Origin of the sequence: Fodinibius roseus (assembly GCF_900129315.1) — a bacterium.
In the GTDB taxonomy this organism is placed as follows: Bacteria; Bacteroidota; Rhodothermia; order Balneolales; family Balneolaceae; genus Fodinibius; species Fodinibius roseus.
Window position 1 is genome coordinate 109,920 of sequence record NZ_FQUS01000010.1, and the last position, 19,625, is coordinate 129,544.

12 protein-coding genes are annotated in these 19,625 nt (G+C 49.8%); 8 read left to right on the forward strand and 4 right to left on the reverse strand.

Annotation, left to right across the window (positions count from 1 at the left end; genetic code table 11):
* Position 1: 1 nt before the first annotated feature.
* The 3 genes from lptC to BUB16_RS10880 form a co-directional block, all read right to left on the reverse strand.
* Positions 2 to 568, reverse strand: a complete 567-nt coding sequence (gene lptC / locus BUB16_RS10870; protein WP_170864365.1) for an LPS export ABC transporter periplasmic protein LptC — start codon at positions 566 to 568, stop codon at positions 2 to 4.
* Positions 555 to 1,196 carry a uracil phosphoribosyltransferase gene (gene upp / locus BUB16_RS10875; protein ID WP_073063715.1) on the reverse strand — a complete coding sequence of 214 codons (642 nt, stop codon included), beginning with the start codon at positions 1,194 to 1,196 and terminating at the stop codon, positions 555 to 557. Before upp ends, lptC begins: the two co-directional genes overlap by 14 nt.
* Positions 1,197 to 1,328: 132 nt before the next feature.
* A complete protein-coding gene (locus BUB16_RS10880; protein ID WP_073063718.1) occupies positions 1,329 to 2,993 on the reverse strand; it encodes an alanine/glycine:cation symporter family protein in 1,665 nt (554 codons plus the stop codon).
* Positions 2,994 to 3,211: 218 nt separating this feature from the next.
* Here BUB16_RS10880 and BUB16_RS10885 point away from each other — a divergent pair, with 218 nt between their 5' ends.
* On the forward strand, positions 3,212 to 3,508 hold the full coding sequence (locus BUB16_RS10885) for an HU family DNA-binding protein (protein WP_073063721.1): 297 nt from the start codon (positions 3,212 to 3,214) through the stop codon (positions 3,506 to 3,508).
* A gap of 164 nt (positions 3,509 to 3,672) precedes the next feature.
* Here the strand turns inward: BUB16_RS10885 and BUB16_RS10890 are convergent, their stop codons facing one another.
* Positions 3,673 to 4,326: a hypothetical protein gene (locus BUB16_RS10890; protein ID WP_073063723.1), complete on the reverse strand. Its 654-nt coding sequence runs from the start codon at positions 4,324 to 4,326 to the stop codon at positions 3,673 to 3,675.
* 54 nt (positions 4,327 to 4,380) lie between these two features.
* Here BUB16_RS10890 and BUB16_RS10895 point away from each other — a divergent pair, with 54 nt between their 5' ends.
* From BUB16_RS10895 to BUB16_RS10925, 7 genes are all read left to right on the forward strand, one after another.
* Positions 4,381 to 5,970 (forward strand): NFACT RNA binding domain-containing protein, encoded by a 1,590-nt coding sequence (locus BUB16_RS10895; RefSeq protein ID WP_073063725.1) that lies wholly within the window; start codon positions 4,381 to 4,383, stop codon positions 5,968 to 5,970.
* Positions 5,971 to 6,367: 397 nt separating this feature from the next.
* Complete coding sequence (locus BUB16_RS10900; RefSeq protein ID WP_073063728.1) at positions 6,368 to 6,931, forward strand: shikimate kinase; 564 nt, start codon at positions 6,368 to 6,370, stop codon at positions 6,929 to 6,931.
* Entirely contained in the window at positions 6,918 to 8,012 is a 1,095-nt protein-coding gene (gene aroB / locus BUB16_RS10905; protein ID WP_073063732.1) for a 3-dehydroquinate synthase, read from the forward strand. The genes BUB16_RS10900 and aroB overlap by 14 nt, the downstream gene beginning before the upstream one ends.
* Positions 8,013 to 8,036: 24 nt before the next feature.
* The gene (locus tag BUB16_RS10910; protein WP_073063735.1) at positions 8,037 to 12,782 is read left to right on the forward strand and encodes a translocation/assembly module TamB domain-containing protein; all 4,746 of its coding nucleotides are present in this window, start codon (positions 8,037 to 8,039) and stop codon (positions 12,780 to 12,782) included.
* Between the two features lie 29 nt (positions 12,783 to 12,811).
* Positions 12,812 to 14,977: a ribonuclease R gene (gene rnr, locus BUB16_RS10915; protein ID WP_073063738.1), complete on the forward strand. Its 2,166-nt coding sequence runs from the start codon at positions 12,812 to 12,814 to the stop codon at positions 14,975 to 14,977.
* Positions 14,978 to 15,013: 36 nt separating this feature from the next.
* Entirely contained in the window at positions 15,014 to 18,379 is a 3,366-nt protein-coding gene (locus BUB16_RS10920; protein ID WP_084088205.1) for a peptidase MA family metallohydrolase, read from the forward strand.
* A gap of 351 nt (positions 18,380 to 18,730) precedes the next feature.
* Positions 18,731 to 19,492, forward strand: coding sequence for a sugar transferase (locus tag BUB16_RS10925; RefSeq protein ID WP_084088206.1), 762 nt, complete (start codon positions 18,731 to 18,733; stop codon positions 19,490 to 19,492).
* Positions 19,493 to 19,625 lie beyond the last annotated feature (133 nt).

Consider the following 19,625-nt stretch of genomic DNA (forward strand, 5'->3'; position numbering starts at 1 on the left):
ATCAGTCAACAATGAATTGCCCCGTTGGCTTTTCGATGGTATAATCATCACTCAGGTCCGTCGTGCCTTCAAAACCTGTACCGGAGATGCTGTCGGTGGGTGTGGTGATGATGACAAATTTGGGAGTGGTAATGCGGTTGGTGTTCTGGATCCACTTCAGGTATTCGGATTCCAGGTGACGGTTATCTTCTGTGCTTACCTGTACATCCCCATAGAGTTCAAAAATGGCTTCCTCGGCATTGTAGACGGCGCGGTTACAGCTGGCTCGTGTGGTAACGGCGCCGGTAGAGTCGTACAGCTGAATATCAACCGGACCCTTGATACGGGTGGCATTGCTGTCTTTTGCGGTATAGGTGGCTGCATACGAGCCGGTCAGCCGCATTTTTTTATATCCCTCTTCTATAATTTCCATTTCGACATCCCAGCTTTCCGTAGTCGAGGTCAGAGAGTCTTTGAGTGCTTCATCCACCTGGGTGGCCTGTTCCCTGGAAAGTTCGCCGCAGGAAGCCAGTGCTACCGTCAGCAGGAGGCTGAGCAGCAGTCCATACAGCGTTTTATGTGGTTCCAAAATAGCGATCACCTGCATCACCTAATCCGGGGACGATAAAAGCATCGTCGTTGAGTTTCTCGTCAATGGCAGCCGTAATTGTGTGAACATCGGGATGATTTTCATCGAGTTTTTGTAATCCTTCCGGGGCTGAGATTAACGATATAAAACGTAAATGTTGTGCGCCCTCTTTTTTGAGATAGCTGAGGGCGTCGTCAGCACTCCCCCCGGTGGCCAGCATCGGATCTACGACCAGCACCATTGCCTCTTCAATACCTTCCGGGATGTTGGAATAGTAGTCAACCGGCTGATGAGTCTGCTCATCGCGATACATGCCCAGGTGTCCCACTTTGGCATTGGGAATAAATTGGAGGAGCGCATCCGAAAGGCCCAGTCCCGCCCGCAGTATGGGCACGACAATGATATCCTGGTCAATATCATAGCCGGTGGTTTCACGTACGGGCGTTTCTATGGGGAAGGTGCTGAGGGGCAGCTCCTTGAGGGCATGGTAGGCCAGAATGACAGCGATGCGCTTCAGGGCCCCGCGAAAATCATCGGTCTGCGTGTTGATATCCCGCAGGATCGTAAGATCCCGGGCGATGACAGGATGCTCAATTAATGTGACGCGCTCGAACGGTCGGGAAGTCATGGGAGTAGTCAAGATTTAGCCGGGATTATTCACAAAGAAATTTAATAGTTCCAAATAAGACTTTGTCAGATGTTAAGGCTTTAACAAATAATGGGATCACTAATAATTCCATATTATTCACAAATAATCAGGTTAAGAATCGGGTGTCCTGTGTTCCCTGCTGAAGTAATCCTGGGTGATCTGGTAGATTTTTCCGGAGAGCGCAAAGAGCGCTATGATATTGAAAAAGGCCATTAGTCCGAGCATGACGTCGCCGAAAGCCCAGATGGTGGTAAGGGTGACTACGGCACCGAAAAAGTGCATGCCTACGAAAGCAAGCCGGTACCAGAAGATCGAATCAAAGCCGAACAGATACTGCGCCGCCCGGTCGCCGTAATAGCTCCAGCTGATGGACGTGGAAATGGCAAACAGGAGTACCGCAAAGGTGACGATGTATCCTCCGCCGGGAAATAAAGGCTGAAGGCCGATTTCAAAAGCCCTGATCGTCAGTGGCGCTCCATTTTCCACAATACCGCCGAAGAGCGCGGTAAGTTGCGCTCCATCTTTGGAATAGACCCCGTCAACGCTGTAGCCTTCCTGCGTCTCGGTCAGTTCGATGCGCCCGGTAAAAGGAGTGCTGTAGGAATCGTCGGTATACATGGTATCCACCGGGATATTGTAGTGCTCCATCGTGCCGTTTTCAGGGACTCCTTCACTAAAATAAAGAGCATCGCCCTCGGTGTTTACGGAGCCTTCGGACAGCGAGTAGGTGAAGGAGCCTGCGGCGGGACTCACGGCGGTTTTGTGCTGCATGTCCCAGGCGCCGGTCGAGACAATAACCAGACCGGTCATGGTACAGATAACAAGGGTATCGATAAACGGCTCCAAGAGGGCTACTACGCCTTCGCGCACAGGTTCGTCCGTTTTGGCGGCCGAATGGGCGATCGGTGCAGAACCTTGTCCCGCTTCATTGGAAAAGATACCGCGCTGAACGCCGTAGCTGAGGGTAAAAATAAGGGCGCCGGATCCTACGCCCAGCGCGCCGGCCTGGGGATTAAAGGCATAACCGACAATCATTTGAAGAGAGGGAATGACGGCATCGTAGTTGAGGAACAGAATGATCAGGGCGCCGAATACATAAAGGACACCCATAAAAGGCACCAGCCGCGCGGTCACCCGGCCGATGCGTTTGATGCCGCCCAGGATGACGGCAGCTACCAGGCTGGCGGTAATCAGGCCCGTGATCCACACGGGAATCTGAAAATCACTGTGCATCACATCGGCAACCGTGTTCGCCTGTACCGCGTTGCCGGTCAGGAAGGCACAAATAGCAGCAGAAATGGCGAAAGCCACGGCCAGCCATTTCCAGTTAGCCCCCAGTCCCCGCTCAATATAGTACATCGGTCCCCCCGAAACAGAGCCGTCGGGATTCGTATCGCGGTATTCCTGTGCCAGCGTGACTTCGGTATATTTGATGGCCATTCCGAACACAGCCGTTACCCACATCCAAAATAACGCCCCGGGTCCCCCATAATGGATAGCCAGTGCCACGCCTGCTATGTTTCCAATACCCACCGTAGCGGAGAGGGCCGTTGTTAGCGCCTGAAAGTGGTTGATGTCGCCTTCGTCCTCCGGATCGTCATAAAAGCCCGTTACTACTTTCAGGCCATGCCTGAACCCGCTTACTTGAATGAACCCGAGACGAAAAGTGATATAGATACCGAACGAAAGCAGAAGGCCGACCATCACTGGAAAAGCTTCCGGCGTATTCCAGATTAGGTTTTCCAGGAAATCGATGATACGTTCAAATGCTTGCATACACTTTCGGACTTAAATGAATTTTAGAAAAAGAACCAAGAGGAATGTAAAAAAAGATTTTCGAATTTTTCAGTTTAAATTAAGATGTTAACTATGAGTATCCATAAAAAAACGTTAAAATAAGGTAATTAATAATAGTATAGCTTATAACCGGAAGGATGTACATTGTTCTGAATCTCTGAATTGTTAATCTATACTGGACTCAAAGGTGGTATATTATGACTAAAGCAGATATTGTTGACGTTATTGCCTCATCAACGGGACTAACAAAAGTGGAAACGGAAGCAGTGGTTAATGGCTTTATGGAGACGGTCATCGACGCCATGAAGCGTGGAGAGCATATTGAGCTACGTGGATTCGGAACGTTTAAGGTCGTAAAAAGAGCTCAGCGTGTGGCCCGGAATCCCAAGACCAATGAAGAAGTCATTGTGCCCGAACAGTATGTTCCGGTACTTAAGATGTCGAAGGATTTTAAAAACCAGGTGAATGAGTCGATCATGGAACAGGAGGGTTGACGACCTTCTCAGCTGCCTGATTATGCATACCATGGATTTACACGCCGTTCAATCGCCGATGTTCAATAAAGTAATCGATGAGTTTGTGTTCGGCAGCGACCGGTCTGACCTATGCCAGATATGCAATCAGGGAACAGGCCATAGATCACATAGGGATCGGGAACTCAGGCTGCCACCTGGCTTTCCAGGGTTTGTTCAGCCGACTTTATGACCTTGTTTGATTTAACGAGGAGTTCATGCAGGATCTTCAGCACAAACTGGTGGACCTGATTTAAGCTGGTAAGATCAACAAGCGTATACTGGAAATAGGAGATAAGGTTTACGGCCGACAGGTATTTGCCGCTTTTTGTTCCTTCAACCTCTACGTGCCAGCGCGTAATGATATCATCATCGGCCAGAAGGTCATTTACTTTGCGGGTAATTTCTTCCATCCATAAGCTGGCCGCTTCAACTTTGTGGTAGCCGTTTTGAGCCGCTAATTTGTGGTGGTGCGCCTTTTCATTGAACAGCCAGGTGATTTCAATATCGATGTCCGGTGAGATAGAGGTACTGACCATATGTTTTTCCTGCAGGAAGGGATGTTCTTCCATTCCCTCCAACTGTTTGGCCAACACCGTTTCCCGGAACCGATCCCAGTCAAGATTAATGGAAAGGGCCTTAATGAAATCCGACGATCGCCTTAAATCAATTTCAATTTCCAGTCCCGTCGCATTTATCCTATCTTCATTCCATGTTCGAAACGTATTGATTGAAATCTCTCTGTTGTGAAGGTCATCCTCTATTCGGTTAATAACCGAATTAAAAATTGGGTATGTCATCGCTAAAGTCCTTATTATTATTGGTTTTTCAAACGTCTCTTTACCGAAGTTAGCATGAATAACTTTTATACCTTAATATATTTAAACCGCGAGATAAAAGAAAAGATCCGTGAAGGTTTTTTTAGGTTTGCCATCAGCCCGCATAAAGATGTCTTGCACCTTTATATCCGGAAGGAGGAGGAGACATTCCGGCTCATTTTTAGTGCGAATGCGAGGGAGACGGCGCTGTTTTGGGATGATTATCGTCCCCCGAAAAAGAGAAACGTGACGGAGTTTTTTCCATCGCTTGAAGGAGAAAAAATTACGGCTGTGCAGCTGGCCGATAAAGATCGGCTCATCACTATCGGTTTTGAGAGCGGGCGGCACCTTCTTTTTAAACTTTTCAGCGGACGTCCGAATGTTTTCCTGGTGAAAGCGGATAAGATTACCGGTGCCTTTAAAAATCCGGATGAACTGACAGGCACATCCGCGCCGTCTCCGGTAGCCCCGGATTTCCGGGAGGAAGTGAGTCCCAAACGGACGGCTAAAAACCAGATGACGGAGATAAATCCGCTGTTGCCGCGCAATCTGCTTCCGTATGTTATTAAGCAGCACCAGGTCGAAGAGATGACACCGGATACCGTAAAGTCGTTCACGGAAGCATTGACGGAGGCACTCCTGCATGACCCGCACCCGCGGGTGCTTAAAACAGGAGATTTCTGTTTATGGTCGAGAGAATGGCTGGATATTCCCAGCGAGAAGAACTGCGATCATGCTAATGACTGTGTGGCCTTTGCCTATAAAAATGCAGTGCATTTGCGTCGCCTGCACACCAGGAAAGAAGATGTGATACGGCTTTTAGAACGGGTAAAGGGACAAAAAAAAGAGCTGATTGAGCAGCTGGAACAGGCAGAAAAAAGTTTGGAGCGGGCCGACGAGTATGAAAAATTCGGGCATTTGTTGATGGCTCATGCCCACGAAACCGTTTCACCGGGGAGCGCGGAGCTAACCATCAAGGATTTTTACGAAAATGATGAGGAGATAACGATCCCCCTGAAAAAGAAGGGGGATATCGCCCAAAATGCCGAATACTATTATGAAAAAGCAAAAGATGCCCGAAAGTCATACGAAAATGCCCGGCGGCGGCTCCCGAAAGAGCAACGAGAATGGGAGCAGGTTGTTTCGCTGCTGCAGGAAGCCCGTGAGATCGATCGCCTGTGGAATTTGGAGGACTGGCTGAAGGATCACAGCGAAGCGCTCAGCCACTTTGGGTATGGCAGCGGCGAAGATAACCAACGGTCTTCTCCGTATCGCAAATTCAAGGTAGGCAAGTATGAAGTCTGGATCGGAAAGAATGCCAAAAGTAACGATGCATTAACCAACCTGGCCCATAAAGAGGATATCTGGCTGCATGCCCGCGGGGTGGGCGGCTCGCATGTGGTGATCCGCATGGGCAATCAAAAGGACTACCCGCCAAAGCAGGTGATCCTGCAGGCGGCCGGTTATGCCGCTTTTTACTCCAAGGCCCGGGGAATGAAAACGGCCCCGGTTATGTACACCAAATGCAAATATGTCCGAAAACCGAAAGGGAGTCCCCCGGGCGCGGTTGTACTGGAGCGCGAAGAGGTGGAGATGGTCCCCCCGGTCAATCCCAATAACCATTAACCCTATTTCTCACACAATAATTTAGTGAAGACTCCAGGCCATTGATGTATAGTATATTTCATTTATTTTAGAATTTTGTCACAAATGAGACTCGGTCGTACGCTGCGAAATTTTCCCGTCTGCCGCGTTGTCCCAAAAATGGTGTACTCAGGTACGTTTCCGCCACCATTGCCGCACCGCCTTGCAGACGACCAAATTTCTTGGTGAGAAAAGCGGGGGAACGGCAACCTGAGTTCCAGAGAAAGGATTAAACGGAAAAGTATGGCTTATTGGGTGTCTTCGCTTGAAACAACATAATAATGATTAGCGTGGAGGTTTATCCATAGCAGGAGTACTTTTTTACAGAGCTTTGGTTCATATATCGAAACTCCCCTTAACATTAACCAAATCACGGATCATGGATATAGATGGAGAAATATCTGAAGTCATCTTTTTATGTGGATTTATGGGCGCCGGTAAAACAACTATCGGCCAAAAACTGGCCGCAGAGCTGGGCCGTCCCTTTTTGGATTTGGACGATCGTATCGTAGAAAAGGCGGGAAAGCCGATCCCCGAGATTTTTGAAGCATCCGGGGAAGGCAGGTTTCGGGCCATCGAGCGAAGTGCGCTCCTGGAAGTCGCCCGGCAGTTTAACGGGGTTGTGGCTCTCGGGGGCGGCAGTTTGCAAAATCAGCATCTGCTGGATCATCTGAAATGCAACGGCTTGCTTATATTCATTGAAGCCCCGATACCGGTGATCATAGACCGTATCTCACAGGACGCCAACCGCCCGCTGCTGTTGGATGAACAGGGAGAGCCAAAGGATCGGGATACCCTCAAAAAAGAGCTGAAGATGCTTTATGAAGACCGTCTGCCCTTATACGAGCAGGCAATGATCACCCTGAACATAAAAGCCGGTGAATCCGCCGACCAACAAGTAAAAACACTGATTAATAAAATTCGCAATTATGTCGCATCATAATATAGAAGTTGATATTTCATTTGAAGAACGCTACCGGGTCCGCATCGGACCGGATATCCGGGAAGAGCTGCCCTCTTTTTGTTCACAGCACTATTCGCCGGAGAAAATTATTGTCATCATAGACGAGAAGGTGCACCGGCTGCACCATACCAAAATCCAGGCGATATGCGGCGACTACTTCCGTGAGATCCTTTGGCTGAAGGTTCCCCGGGGCGAAGGGTCAAAGTCCCTGTCGCAATGGCAGCTGATGCTCGACCGGATACTGGAAGAGGGGATAGAGCGCGGTACGCCGCTCCTGGCCGTGGGCGGGGGCGTGACCGGGGATCTGGCCGGTTTTGTGGCGGCATCGACGCTGCGGGGTATCCCATTAATTCATATGCCCACCACCCTGCTCGCTATGGTCGACAGTTCCATCGGCGGAAAGACGGGGCTGAATCATACGACCGGCAAGAACCTGGTCGGAGCATTTTATCAGCCGGATGCGGTTTTTGCGGATGTGGCGTTTCTTCGAACGCTCGAACAAAAAGAGTGGATTACGGGTATGGCGGAAGTCATAAAATATGCTGCCATCAGAAAACCGGAGCTGTTCGATCAGCTGGCCGACCTCACAAAAAGCATCCCGGAGCCGGATGAACGATGGGCAAAAGTAATCAGTGACAGCGTCCGTATCAAAACCGATATCGTGGAAGAAGATGTTCTGGAAGCCGGAAACCGGGCTTTTCTCAATTTTGGACATACATTCGGACACGCATTGGAGAAGGTGGCAGGCTATGGAAACCTGGCACACGGGGAAGCTGTTTTTGCGGGCATGATCGCAGCCACTCATTTCTCCCGACAGCTGGGCCATCCGGTAGACGATATACGTTTTCGTCCCTTCTTACCGTTATACAAGCGTCAGATTGAATCGCTGCCCGCCGACATCGGTGCGCTTATTAAAGCGATGAGGACAGATAAAAAGGTGAAAGATAACACCATACAATTAGTGTTATTGAAAGAGTGGGGTTCGCCTTATATTCTACCTTGCACAGATCTTTCAAAACTGGAAGAATCCTGGCAGTATGCACTGGCACAGTTTACGTAAACAACCATTAGGTCTGAGTGATTTTTGATTCTTCGCTGGTTACATAAAAGCTGGAAGTATTTATGGGGGATTGTCCTTTCCATCCTGTTTGTTTTGCTCATCACAGCAGGAAGTGTCATAGGATTGCTCCAGCTCGACATCGTTCAAAACTACCTGCTTGATCGTATAGAAAACAGGGTGGAGCGCGCGTATAAAGCGGACCTTTCGGTGGGGGATATAGGGGGATTCCTGCCTTTCCGTGTTCAGTTAAGAGATGTGACCCTGGTTTCCCGGGATTCGGTGGCGGCGGACACTATAGCCAGTATTGAAAACATAGAAAATGAAATCGACATCTGGGAGCTCATCCGGAACAAGGTGAGTATTACGGGTTTTGTGATCAATAAACCTGAATTATGGCTGCGCAGGGGAACGGATGGCTCCCTTGTTTTTTTGGAACCCACTTTGCCGGCCCCGGATACCACAGGTCGCGCCAGCGAACTGTGGTTCAGTAATGTGAATGTGGAAGTACTGGCTCCGAGGATGGCTGTTACGGGCGGAAAAATTCACCTGAAAAATGTTACCGGTGATTCCCAAACGGTCCGCCTGCCGTCTTCGGTTACAATATCGGATCTTGATGCTAATTTTTTTCTGGAGTGGACCGGAAACCAGCGTTATCTTGATATCGAAACAATATCGGCGGAGACCGATCTCCCCGATCTCCGGCAATTTACGATGACAGGACAGGTTTATAGCGATCAGCGATTTTTGGAATTTAATTCGTTCTATTTTCATCTCGGTAACTCAGAGCTGATTCTCAATGGCGAAGTGGATGGGGCAGATCTGGGATCTCCTGGCTTTCTAACCCAGCTCTCGGGGGCCCATTACGATCTTAACATGGTATCAACGGCCTTGTATCCCCGCGAACTGCGGGGTATCATTCCCGCTATACCGAATGTGGACGGGCCGATCACGTTCCAGTTGTATACCGAAGGCTCCACCGATTCGCTGAGGGTGGATGAAATCTCCGTAGGCAAGGGAGAAAGTCTGTTTCGGTTGAACGGACTGGTTCAAAATCTCCGGGAACCCGATGCTTTTACCTATCAGGTGAGTATCGACAGCGTCAACCTGCGCCGGCAGGATATCCGGTCGCTGCTGGATACCCTGCAAGCCCCGGAATACCAGGTCCTCGAAGACCTTACCATGAAGGGACGGGCCGAGGGCAGCCTGGATTCGATCGACGTCGACCTGGCTTTTAACTCCCCCCTGGGCATGCTGGACCTGCAGGGCGGTAGTCAGCTAAAGGAGCCCCATCAGTACCAGGGGACCATGTCCGCCCGTGATATGGATGTGAGCTGGCTGATACCCACTACGCTGGATACGACCTCTCTGAATTTTGATGCCCGGCTCTCGGGGGTTGGAGTGACGTTTGATCAGGCAGTTTCGGATTTTGAGGTTACGTTTAAAGAAAGCAGGATAAATCAACAGGAATTTGACCTGCTCCGGTTAACTTCATCGCTTTATAACGGGCGCTGGAACCATCAGTATACCTATCAGAAGGGAGAACAGCGGATGTCGGGCTCGGGGGAGGTGGACTTCAGTCGCGAGCGTCCCCCGCTTACCATGAAGGGTGAAGCCGAGAATATCAACCTGGCAGAGCTGACGGGCGATACGCTGGTGGCCGATACCAGGCTGAACTTTGACTATAAGGTGGAGGCGGAAGACCTTGATCTGAATGATACCGAAGGCCGGGCCAGTTTTGATGTTGCCCCGTCTGTTATTGACGGCGATACGGTGCAGTCTCACCAGTTTTATGCGGATATCAATACCCTGGACAACCGGCGCCGGTCATTCAGGGTGACCAGTTCTCTGCTGGATATGAATGTCCGGGGTCACTTGTATCCCCGTGAGATTATGCGGCAGGCCCGTTTCTGGTCGACCTACCTGAATGATCGATACCGGGCAGAAATTAAACAGGACAGCACGGCCACCCTGTTGCCTCAGGTACCGTTACCGACACAAAACATTGTACTGGATGGCAGTATAACCGCCAAAAATTTAGAGCTTATAAAAGCATATTTCCCGTATTTCCCGTCATTATATACCGATTCCCGTATCAGCTTCAATGTCAATTCAGATCAAAACCGTTTGCTGCTCTCTACCGATATACAAGCTGATACGCTGCAATTTGACCAGTGGAGTATCCGGGACGGACAGTCCCAGCTGACGGCTAACTTCCGCAGTGATCGTCCGCTGAGGGCCTCTTCTTCCATCGATTTTAAAGCGGATGTCGGGACTCTTCACTCCAACCTGACGGATATGGATTCAGTGGGGATCGACTTTGGCCTCAAGCAGGACTCGCTCTACTACCACCAGCGCATCAGGAATATCGGAGAAGATGCCCGCTTTAACCTGGAGCTGTCGGGGGGGATCACGGACAGTTCTGTCATTACTGCTGTCGAAGCATTCTATCTTGGCAATGAAACCTATGCGTGGAGGAATCAGGGCAGGCCGTCACTGCATTTTATGGAGCGGGAACGAATGGTGTTTAACGACTTCAGTTTTGAAAACGAGGATGAGTTTTTTCAGCTCGAGGGAGCGTTGAGCGGCAGCCGGGACGATTCGCTGTCGTATACGCTCAGGGATATCAACCTCTCCCGGATATCAGATCTGGTGAAAGGAGAAATTGATTTCGGAGGGGTGTTAAATGGAGGGTTGATGACACAGTCCCTTGTGGATCAGCCCACGATACAGGGACAGCTTGAGGTCGACCGATTTACGCTAAACGATCGTGTAGTCGGTGATTTATCCTTTAACAGCAGCTATAGTCCGTCGAATGATCGGTTTGACACGCGTATTGAGATTTTTACCGATCCCCAAAAGTATAAATCGTATCTGCAGGAGAATGACGGCGTCCAGCAGCATATTGTACTTGACGGCTATTTTTCGACCGGTGATTCTGCTGCTGAGCAGGATAGCTTATTTTATTTTGACGCTGATTTTAAACAGATCGACATGTGGGTTGTTCGCCTCATCGTGGATAATATTTTCCAGCAGATGGAGGGACAGGCGACGGGCGAAGGATATCTTACCGGCAATTTCGATGAGTTCGATTTTCATGCTGATTTTGAGGCACAGAATGTTTTTGCCAAGCCGGAGTTTGTCAACACGAACTACTTTATCAATGGCCCGGTGACGTTCGACCGGCAGGAGGGTGTGATCCTGGATTCGCTGTCCGTCATTGATACCAAAGGCGGGTCGGGCACGCTTTGGGGCACAATCGACCTGAACGATTTCAATCCACGTACATACCTGGAGCTCTCGCTGGCCATGGACAGGCTCCAGTTCCTGAACAGCAGCATGGATCCTGATGTTCCTTTCTTTGGAAATGTTTCAGGTACGGGTACCGTACGCCTGAGCGGTTCAAATACCGATATGTACATGCGTACCGAAAACCCTGTGCGAGTTACCAATGACTCCCGGATATCCATACCCCTGATGGAGGAAACCCAGCTTACCGAGACCGGCAAGTTCATCCGGTATGTCGACTCCTTTGAAGATCGCGGAAGGACTGGCCGGTCGACATCTGATGGCGATGAGGAATCCCAACAGGAACAGCTGGAGCGACAACTCCAGGATATGACATTTAGCGAACGATTCGATTTGGATCTTCAGTTTAATACCACCGATAATATTGCAGTAAACCTCATCTTTGATCCGGTGACCGGGGAAGAGCTGAACGCCCGGGGCTCGGGACAGATGCGTATTTCCATGCAGGATCAGGAGGTGCAAATGTTTGGGCGGTACCAGATTGCCAGCGGAACATACCAGTTTGTGACTGGTGAAATCATCAGCAGGAGACTGGATCTGCAATCCGGCGGGACGATCGTCTGGGAAGGGCCGCCCGACAATGCCCGCCTCGATATAAGCGCTATTTATCACGCCCGTCCCAATATTTCAACCCTGATCTCAGAGGGTAGGATCGAATCGCAGAACCAGGGCAACAGCCAGCAAGTCCCTGTTGATCTTATCGTAAATATCACGGGAACATTGAATAGTGTTGAAAATAGTTATTATTTTGAGCTGCCGAGTTCGCTGGACCTCTCGTCCAATCCGACGTTGTCGTATACGATAAATCAGATTAACCGTGATGAGCAGCAAAAACTCCTTCAGGCTACCAGTATCCTGTTTACGGGACAATTTATACCGACGCAGGGAGCGGGGAGCGCGACGGCCTCACTCAGTCAGAACCTGACGAGAGGGTCCACGGTACTGAACCCCCTGCTCTCAAACCAGGTAATCAGTCCCCTGCTTTCCAACCAGATTAATGCACTGCTGGACAGTGATGTGAGTCGTATGGACATCGATTTTAACCTGAATGCCTATAACGAAGTTGATTTGGGAATTGCATTGCGTTTGTATAATGACCGCCTCATCTTACGGCGTGAAGGTCAGATAACAGGTGGGGGGCCGCAAACCACGTTAGGAGACCGTATTGGCGACTTGAATGCGACATACCGCATCAGCAGGAGACTCTCGCTGACCGCCTTTCACCGGCAAAACCAGATATTGAGCAATTTCGGGTCACAATCGCAGGCGGGGGACGTAACGCCCAGCGTAGATGGAGTGGGCCTGGAAACCCAGTTTCGGTTTAATACCTGGCAGGAGTTGTGGCATAAAATAACGGGGACTTCCTCCTCTGCGCCTGCCCGCAGTGAGAGGGAGAATGAAGGTAAGAATCAGGATGCGGCGGCAACTGAAGCAGGTAATAATAAAGCACGCAAAGAAAAATAAGAAATTAAAACTATAGAAAGATTTATTTAATGAGTAAAAGCAAAAAAGAAACGTTTGAAGAGATTATTCTCGATATACTAAAGAATAATCCGGAAGCACAGCTTCCATTTGAGGTATTACAGAATATTTTAAAAGTAGACAGCAATAATGATAATAACCGGCTTAAGAGTGCGATCAACAGTTTGTTTGATCGCAATCTGATCGTAAAACGCCGGGGTGGAGCCATTCAACTGGCGTCTTCCAACGGGAATGACGGCCATAATAAGAATATTATAACCGGTAAAATTGATATCAGCCGCCGGGGGACCGGCTACCTTATCACGGAGGAATTTGATGAAGATATTCGGGTCAAATCAAAACACCTGGGCATGGCGCTGCAGGATGACGTGATAAAAGTACAGCTTTTTGACCGGGGCCGGGGCAAGCGGCGCGAAGGGAAAACCGTAGAAATTGTCGAACGTGGGCGCAGTATGTTTGTCGGTACCCTCAGGAAACAGGGCAAGCAAAACTATCTTATAAAGCCGGACGAGAAGTCGGCCCATACTGATTTTTTCGTGCTCCCTGGCAATGTGCGGGACGCCCAATCCGGCGATAAAGTGGCCTTTGAGCTGGTCGACTGGGTTCATCCCCAGTCGCTGCCGGAAGCGCGGGTTATCGAAGTACTGGGCAAAGAGGGGACCAATGATGCCAACCTGCTCTCTATTCTGGCTGAAAATCAGATCAAGGCGGGCTTTCCGGAGGAAGTGGAAGCCTATGCCGAAAGTATTTCAACCGGGGTCCCCGAAAAAGAAATTATGCGGCGTCATGATATACGGGACAAGACGATCTTTACCATCGATCCCGAAGATGCCAAAGATTTTGATGATGCCATCAGTATTGAGATGCTGGATAACGGTAATTTCTACCTGGGCGTCCATATTGCCGATGTCACACATTACATGCCGCGCGAGACCATACTGGATGAGGAAGCCCTGAACCGGGGGACCAGCGTCTACCTGGTAGACCGGGTGATCCCTATGCTGCCGGAAAAACTCAGCAACGGGGTTTGCAGCCTGCGTCCCCATGAGGACAAGCTGGCCTACAGTTGTTTTATGGAGCTTACGCCCAACGGGAAGTTAGTGGGGCATACCATTGAAGAGACGGTCATCCATTCCGATCACCGGTTTACCTACGAGCAGGCGCAGGAAGTGATTGACGGGGCTCGGAGCGCCTATGCCAGTGAGATGAATCTGGCGGCCAGGCTGGCCCGCATACTGCTGAATAAGCGGTTCCAGGAGGGCAGTATTAATTTTGATACCCCCGAGCCCAAGTTTGTGCTCGATGAGAACGGCAAACCGATCGATGTAAAGCTTAAAGAACGATTGTTCGCGCACCGGTTGGTTGAAGAATGTATGCTGATGGCCAACCGGACGGTTGCCCGCCATGTCGACGAGCTGCGTGAGCGCTCCAATAAACCGACGACAAAAGACCTGTTTCCCTTCTTTTACCGCATACACGATCAGCCGGACCTCGACAAGCTGAAGAACATCGAAGACAACGTCAAGCCGTTCGGCATTAACTTTCATATTGACAGTCCCACCGTGAGTTCAAAAGCGATCAACGTGCTGCTGGAACAGATTGAAGATACCTCAATAGAGCTGACGGTCAATGACCTTATGCTGCGTGCTATGGCCAAAGCTGAATACAGTCCGAATAATATCGGGCATTTCGGTCTCGGCTTCGAAAATTATGCACACTTTACCAGCCCGATCCGTCGTTATCCCGATGTAGTGGTGCACCGTCTGCTGAAGAGCTATGCGGGCGGACAGCCAAGCTATTCCTATAATGAACTGAAGCAGCTGGGTACTCATTGCAGCGAACGAGAACGTGCGGCTATTGACGCCGAGCGAGACTCCGTTAAATTAAAGCAGGTGGAATACCTCAGCCAGCACCTCGGTGAGGAATTTCCCGGCGTCATCAGTGGTGTTATGGAGAGTGGTATTTTTGTAGATCTCAAAGATATTCACTGCGAAGGTATGGTGCGTGTGAGTGATCTGGACGATGATTATTATACGTATGATGATAAACAGCATTGCCTGATCGGTAGAAATCACGGCAGAAAATACCAGCTTGGGAAGGAATTGAGGGTAAAAGTTGTTAATACGGATATAAAAGCGCGGCAAATTGATCTTACACTTGTGGATGATGGGGAATAATGTAATATTTTCGTAAAAGAGAACAGCAATAACGATATGGAAAAATCACAATTATTATCCCGTTTCTTAACAGGCCTGTTTGCGATGGTTTTTGTGGCCGGTGCGGTCCATGAAGCCAGCGCCCAGTATTTTTCATTCGGCAAAAACCGGGTACAATACGACACCTTCGACTGGCGGTATATTCAGTCGGAGCACTTTGACGTCTACTACTACACATCCGGGAACTATGACCTGGCGAACTTTACCGCCACTTCCCTGGAAGCGGCCCTCAGGCAGTTCCACGAGGATTTTGACCACCAGATTGCCGATCGGATACAGGTCATTATCTATGATTCGCACAACGACTTTGCGCAGACTAATGTGATCCCTCTTCCGGCCGGTGCGGAAGGGATCGGCGGGGCGACCGATGCCTATAAAAACCGGATTACCATGCCGTTTCAGGGCGATTTTACCCAGTTTCGCAGTACGCTGCATCACGAGCTGGAGCACGCGGTGATCAACGATATGTTTTACGGGGGCAACGTGCAGTCGCGCCTGGGGGGGAATGCCCTTCAGATTCCGCTCTGGTTTAACGAGGGAATGGCCGAATACACTTCCCTCGGGTGGGATACGGAAACGGATATGTGGATCCGTGATGCGATCATTAACGACTACCTGCCCCCGATCCCCCGGCTGGGCGGCTATTTTGCGTATCGCGGGGGACAATCGGTCTGGAACTATATTGTGGAGGAATACGGCCGGCAGAAGATTACCGAAATAATGCAAACCATGAAGACGCAGCGAAGCGTGGAAGCTGCCTTTACCCGTACCACGGGATACAATATTGAAGAGCTGACCGACCAGTGGAGAGATTTTTACCGGAAGCGCTACCTGCCGGAGGTCGCAAACCGGGAAAAAATCGATGACTTCGCCGAGCTGGTGACCGAGAGGGGGAAGTTCGGGACCTATAATACCAGCCCCTCGGTTTCCCCGCAGGGTGATAAAATTGCAATGATTACGAATGCGCGCGGCTACTTTGATGTCGTCGTGGTGAGTGCGCTTACCGGCGAAAAGCTCAAGACGCTCATCAAGGGAGAAGACAACGTTAATTTTGAAGAGCTGAATATTTTAAATCCAAATTTAAGCTGGTCTCCGCAGGGTGATAAGATCGCCCTTTCCTCCAAATCAAAAGGAAACGATAACCTGGCAATCGTAGACTATAACACCGGTAAGGTGCAGCTGATACAGTTCCCCCGGCTGGATGCGATCGGTTCGGTCGCCTGGGCGCCGGATGGCAATAAAATTGCTTTTGACGGCAATATCGGCCCCTACCAGGACATTTACGTGTACAACCTGCAAACGGAAGAATTCAGTAATGTCACCAATGATGTAATATCCGATTACGAGCCGGCATGGGGAGCGGATTCCGAAACGATCTACTTTGTCTCCAGCCGCGGGGATGAGGTGAATCTCAACAGAGTTAAAAATACCAGCAGTCTGCTGCTGACCGATGATCTTTACAGCACCGATATTTATTCGGTGAAGCTGGGGGCGTCCCGCGCAGAGCGGTTAACCATAACGCCCCGGTGGAATGAAAATCAGCCGATAACCACACGGGATGGCGAACTGTTTTTTATCTCGGATGAAAACGGCATTCCCAATGTCTACCAGATGAATTTGAGCGACCGAACCACCTCTCCCCTCACGGATCTGCAGACCGGTGTCATGCAGATGTCGGTGAGTGCCGACGGAAGCCGGCTGGCGGTGAATACGATCAATGAGGGAGCGCTCGACATTTTTATGGTCCGGGCGCCGCTCACCCGGAAGAAGGATCAGCCGCTGGAACCCAACCAGTGGGCGCAGCGACGGGCTCAGGAGACGGAGGCCGAACGGGTACCGGCCACACAGTATGTGCGCGAGATGCTTCTCTCAAAGCCGCTTGGACAGAGCAGTCTTTCCGAGGATGCGGTAAATAATGTGCTGGAAAGAGAGCCCAAACTGGCTGTTGTGGACACCATAAAGACGGACACCACAGCCAGTGAAGTTGCCCAGGCTGATACGGATACCACGAGCGAGGGGGAAGAGAGCGAAGAGATCGATTTTCGTAATTATGTGTTTGATTCGTCAGTAGAGGAAGACACCGTTTTTGCAGCCAAATACCTTGACAAATCGAAATTTGACCTGGAGGGGAACCGCACGGACGACGGGCGGTATATCCCCAGAGATTACCGGCTGAAGTTTTCGACGGATCTGGTGTATGCGGGGGGGAGCTTTTCAACCTATTACGGGACCTACGGGCTGACCCAGATTGTGTTCAGCGATTTGCTGGGCAACCATCAGATAGCGTTCGGAAGTAACCTGAACTTCGATCTCCGTAACAGTAGTTATTTTTTGCAGTACGGTTATATGGAGAAACGGACAAACTGGATTTTTAACTTTTTCCACAACGCCAGCAATTTTCAGGATTTTTCCGGCCGGCTTTATCGCTTCCGGTCCTACGGCGGGGCTGTTAACATGCAGTATCCCATCGATAAATTCCGCCGCATAGATGTGGGATTGTCTGCCATCGGACTGGCCCAGGATTTTTCCGTCGCCTTTTCCGACCAGACCCAGAATGAAACCTCTACTTTTCTCTATCCGCAGATAACCTATACCAGTGATCGGACGCTTCCCGGGTATATTACTCCTGTCGGCGGTTCGCGTTACTCGGTGAGCCTCACGGCAAGTCCGCCCATCACAAGTGAAACGCCGCAGTTTGCCTCGGTTCTGGGCGATTACCGGAAGTATTTTAACCTCGGAAGCCGTTATTCCTTTGCGCTACGCGGTTCCGGAGCCGCTTCCTTCGGCAGCGACTCGCAAACCTACTTTATGGGGGGGATGCTGGGCTGGATCAATCAGAAATGGTCGAATAACTCTCTGCCGCTGGAACGGTTGGGCGATACGTTTTTTACGCTGCCCGCGCTCCCGCTCCGGGGGCATCCCTACAATGCTACCTACGGTGATAAATTCAGCCTGATCAATGCAGAATTTCGTTTCCCGCTCTTTGCGGCTATCTTGCCCGGGCCCATTCCCATACTGCCGCTGTATAATTTGACAGGTGTTGCCTTTTGGGACACGGGTATGGCATGGGGACAAGATGTTGTCTTCGATTACAATGACCTGCAGGGCAATTCCCGGTCGGCGGTATTGAACAGCGGTGATCTCGACTTTAAGGTAAGCGAGCGCGGGGAACGGACATTTAGCACCAGCACCGGTGAACATACGGTACGGGTCAATAACGGAGATATTCTTATGGGCGCCGGCTTCGGGCTTCGTACCATTGTCTTTGGTTTCCCGCTGCGTTATGATGTAGGGTGGCCTTTTTACCGCGGTGGGTTTGACAGCGATCCCATCCATTACGTGACGATCGGAATTGATTTTTAAAAGCCGGCGTGCGCGCCCTGATACCTTTATTACTACCGTACCGTCCGGTTATTTTGATCGTAGTATTTCTAAGCAGCTTGTTACCGCTCTGCCGTTTGCTGTGTACATGCGGGAGAGCAAAGTATTGTTATCAATAGTAAAGCCTGAAAACGCAATATCAAAGACCTTATTGCAAGCCCGTCCTGTTTAACCGGGGCTTCCCGGAAGAAACCAGGGATAGGTGAGTTCTTTTTTTACTATTGACGAAATAGTTCTATATTTGACTTTTGGAGCTACGGCCCGAGTATGGAACTTCAACATAAGTATTGGCTATAAGTATAGTTAGCTACAATTTCTCAATAAATTATTAAGATGGGATATAAAAGCGAGTCGGCTGCCACTAATAATAATATCATCCAAGAGAAATATGAAACGGTCAGGCAAAGTATAGTACAGGAGATGTACGATACGAACATAGCGTCTGTCAATGGCAGAGACAGCAGCTATTCCAAATTTGAGTCGCTGGCGAATAATACGTTTCGGGGCAAAAGGAGCATTGATGTGTTTATCGGCTGCTTTGCTTTTGTCGTTTTTTTGCTGGCATATCCCGTTTTCGCCTTTTTTATAAAGCTCAGCTCAAGGGGTCCTGTGCTATACAAACAGTGGAGAACCGGTCAGCACGGGCATGAGTTTATCTGTTATAAATTTCGGACAATGCATGAGCTGGATTTGCGAAGGATTGACGGCAAACCGGTGGTTACCCAGGAAAATGACAAGCGTGTTTTCTGGTTCGGCAGCTTGCTTCGAATGACGAACCTGGATGAGCTGCCCCAGGTATTAAACGTGCTGAAAGGGGATATGAGCCTTATCGGCCCGCGTCCCTATCAGGTGGAAGAGTGTGCCCACTGGAACAATACCTATAACGACTTTTATTACCGTTATGCGGTAAAGCCCGGTATTTCAGGACTGGCGCAAGTGAAAGGATACCGGGGCGGCACCCTCGATGAGCAGCATATGAGAAAGCGCCTGGACTATGATTTGATATATGTCGAAAAGCAGTGCCTGGGGTTGGATTTAAAAATTCTGGGACAAACGATTTTCAAGATGATCCATTTGGATACGGACGGACATTAGATTACAAAAAGATTAGCATGTATAAGCATCTGCTCCAAGAGATTATGATGGGATTGAAGCCTATCAGCTTCCATTTTTGCTCTGAACCGCGAAAAATCAAACGGCCAGCCACAAATTTAGATTGATGAAAGCC

Coding starts and splice junctions, on each gene's coding strand:
- BUB16_RS10895 (WP_073063725.1), top strand. CDS start 4,381: ATGAATAACTTTTATACCTTAATATATTTAAACCGCGAGATAAAAGAA.
- BUB16_RS10925 (WP_084088206.1), top strand. CDS start 18,731: ATGGGATATAAAAGCGAGTCGGCTGCCACTAATAATAATATCATCCAA.
- rnr (WP_073063738.1), top strand. CDS start 12,812: ATGAGTAAAAGCAAAAAAGAAACGTTTGAAGAGATTATTCTCGATATA.
- BUB16_RS10885 (WP_073063721.1), top strand. CDS start 3,212: ATGACTAAAGCAGATATTGTTGACGTTATTGCCTCATCAACGGGACTA.
- BUB16_RS10920 (WP_084088205.1), top strand. CDS start 15,014: ATGGAAAAATCACAATTATTATCCCGTTTCTTAACAGGCCTGTTTGCG.
- BUB16_RS10900 (WP_073063728.1), top strand. CDS start 6,368: ATGGATATAGATGGAGAAATATCTGAAGTCATCTTTTTATGTGGATTT.
- aroB (WP_073063732.1), top strand. CDS start 6,918: ATGTCGCATCATAATATAGAAGTTGATATTTCATTTGAAGAACGCTAC.
- upp (WP_073063715.1), bottom strand. CDS start 1,196: ATGACTTCCCGACCGTTCGAGCGCGTCACATTAATTGAGCATCCTGTC.
- BUB16_RS10880 (WP_073063718.1), bottom strand. CDS start 2,993: ATGCAAGCATTTGAACGTATCATCGATTTCCTGGAAAACCTAATCTGG.
- BUB16_RS10890 (WP_073063723.1), bottom strand. CDS start 4,326: ATGACATACCCAATTTTTAATTCGGTTATTAACCGAATAGAGGATGAC.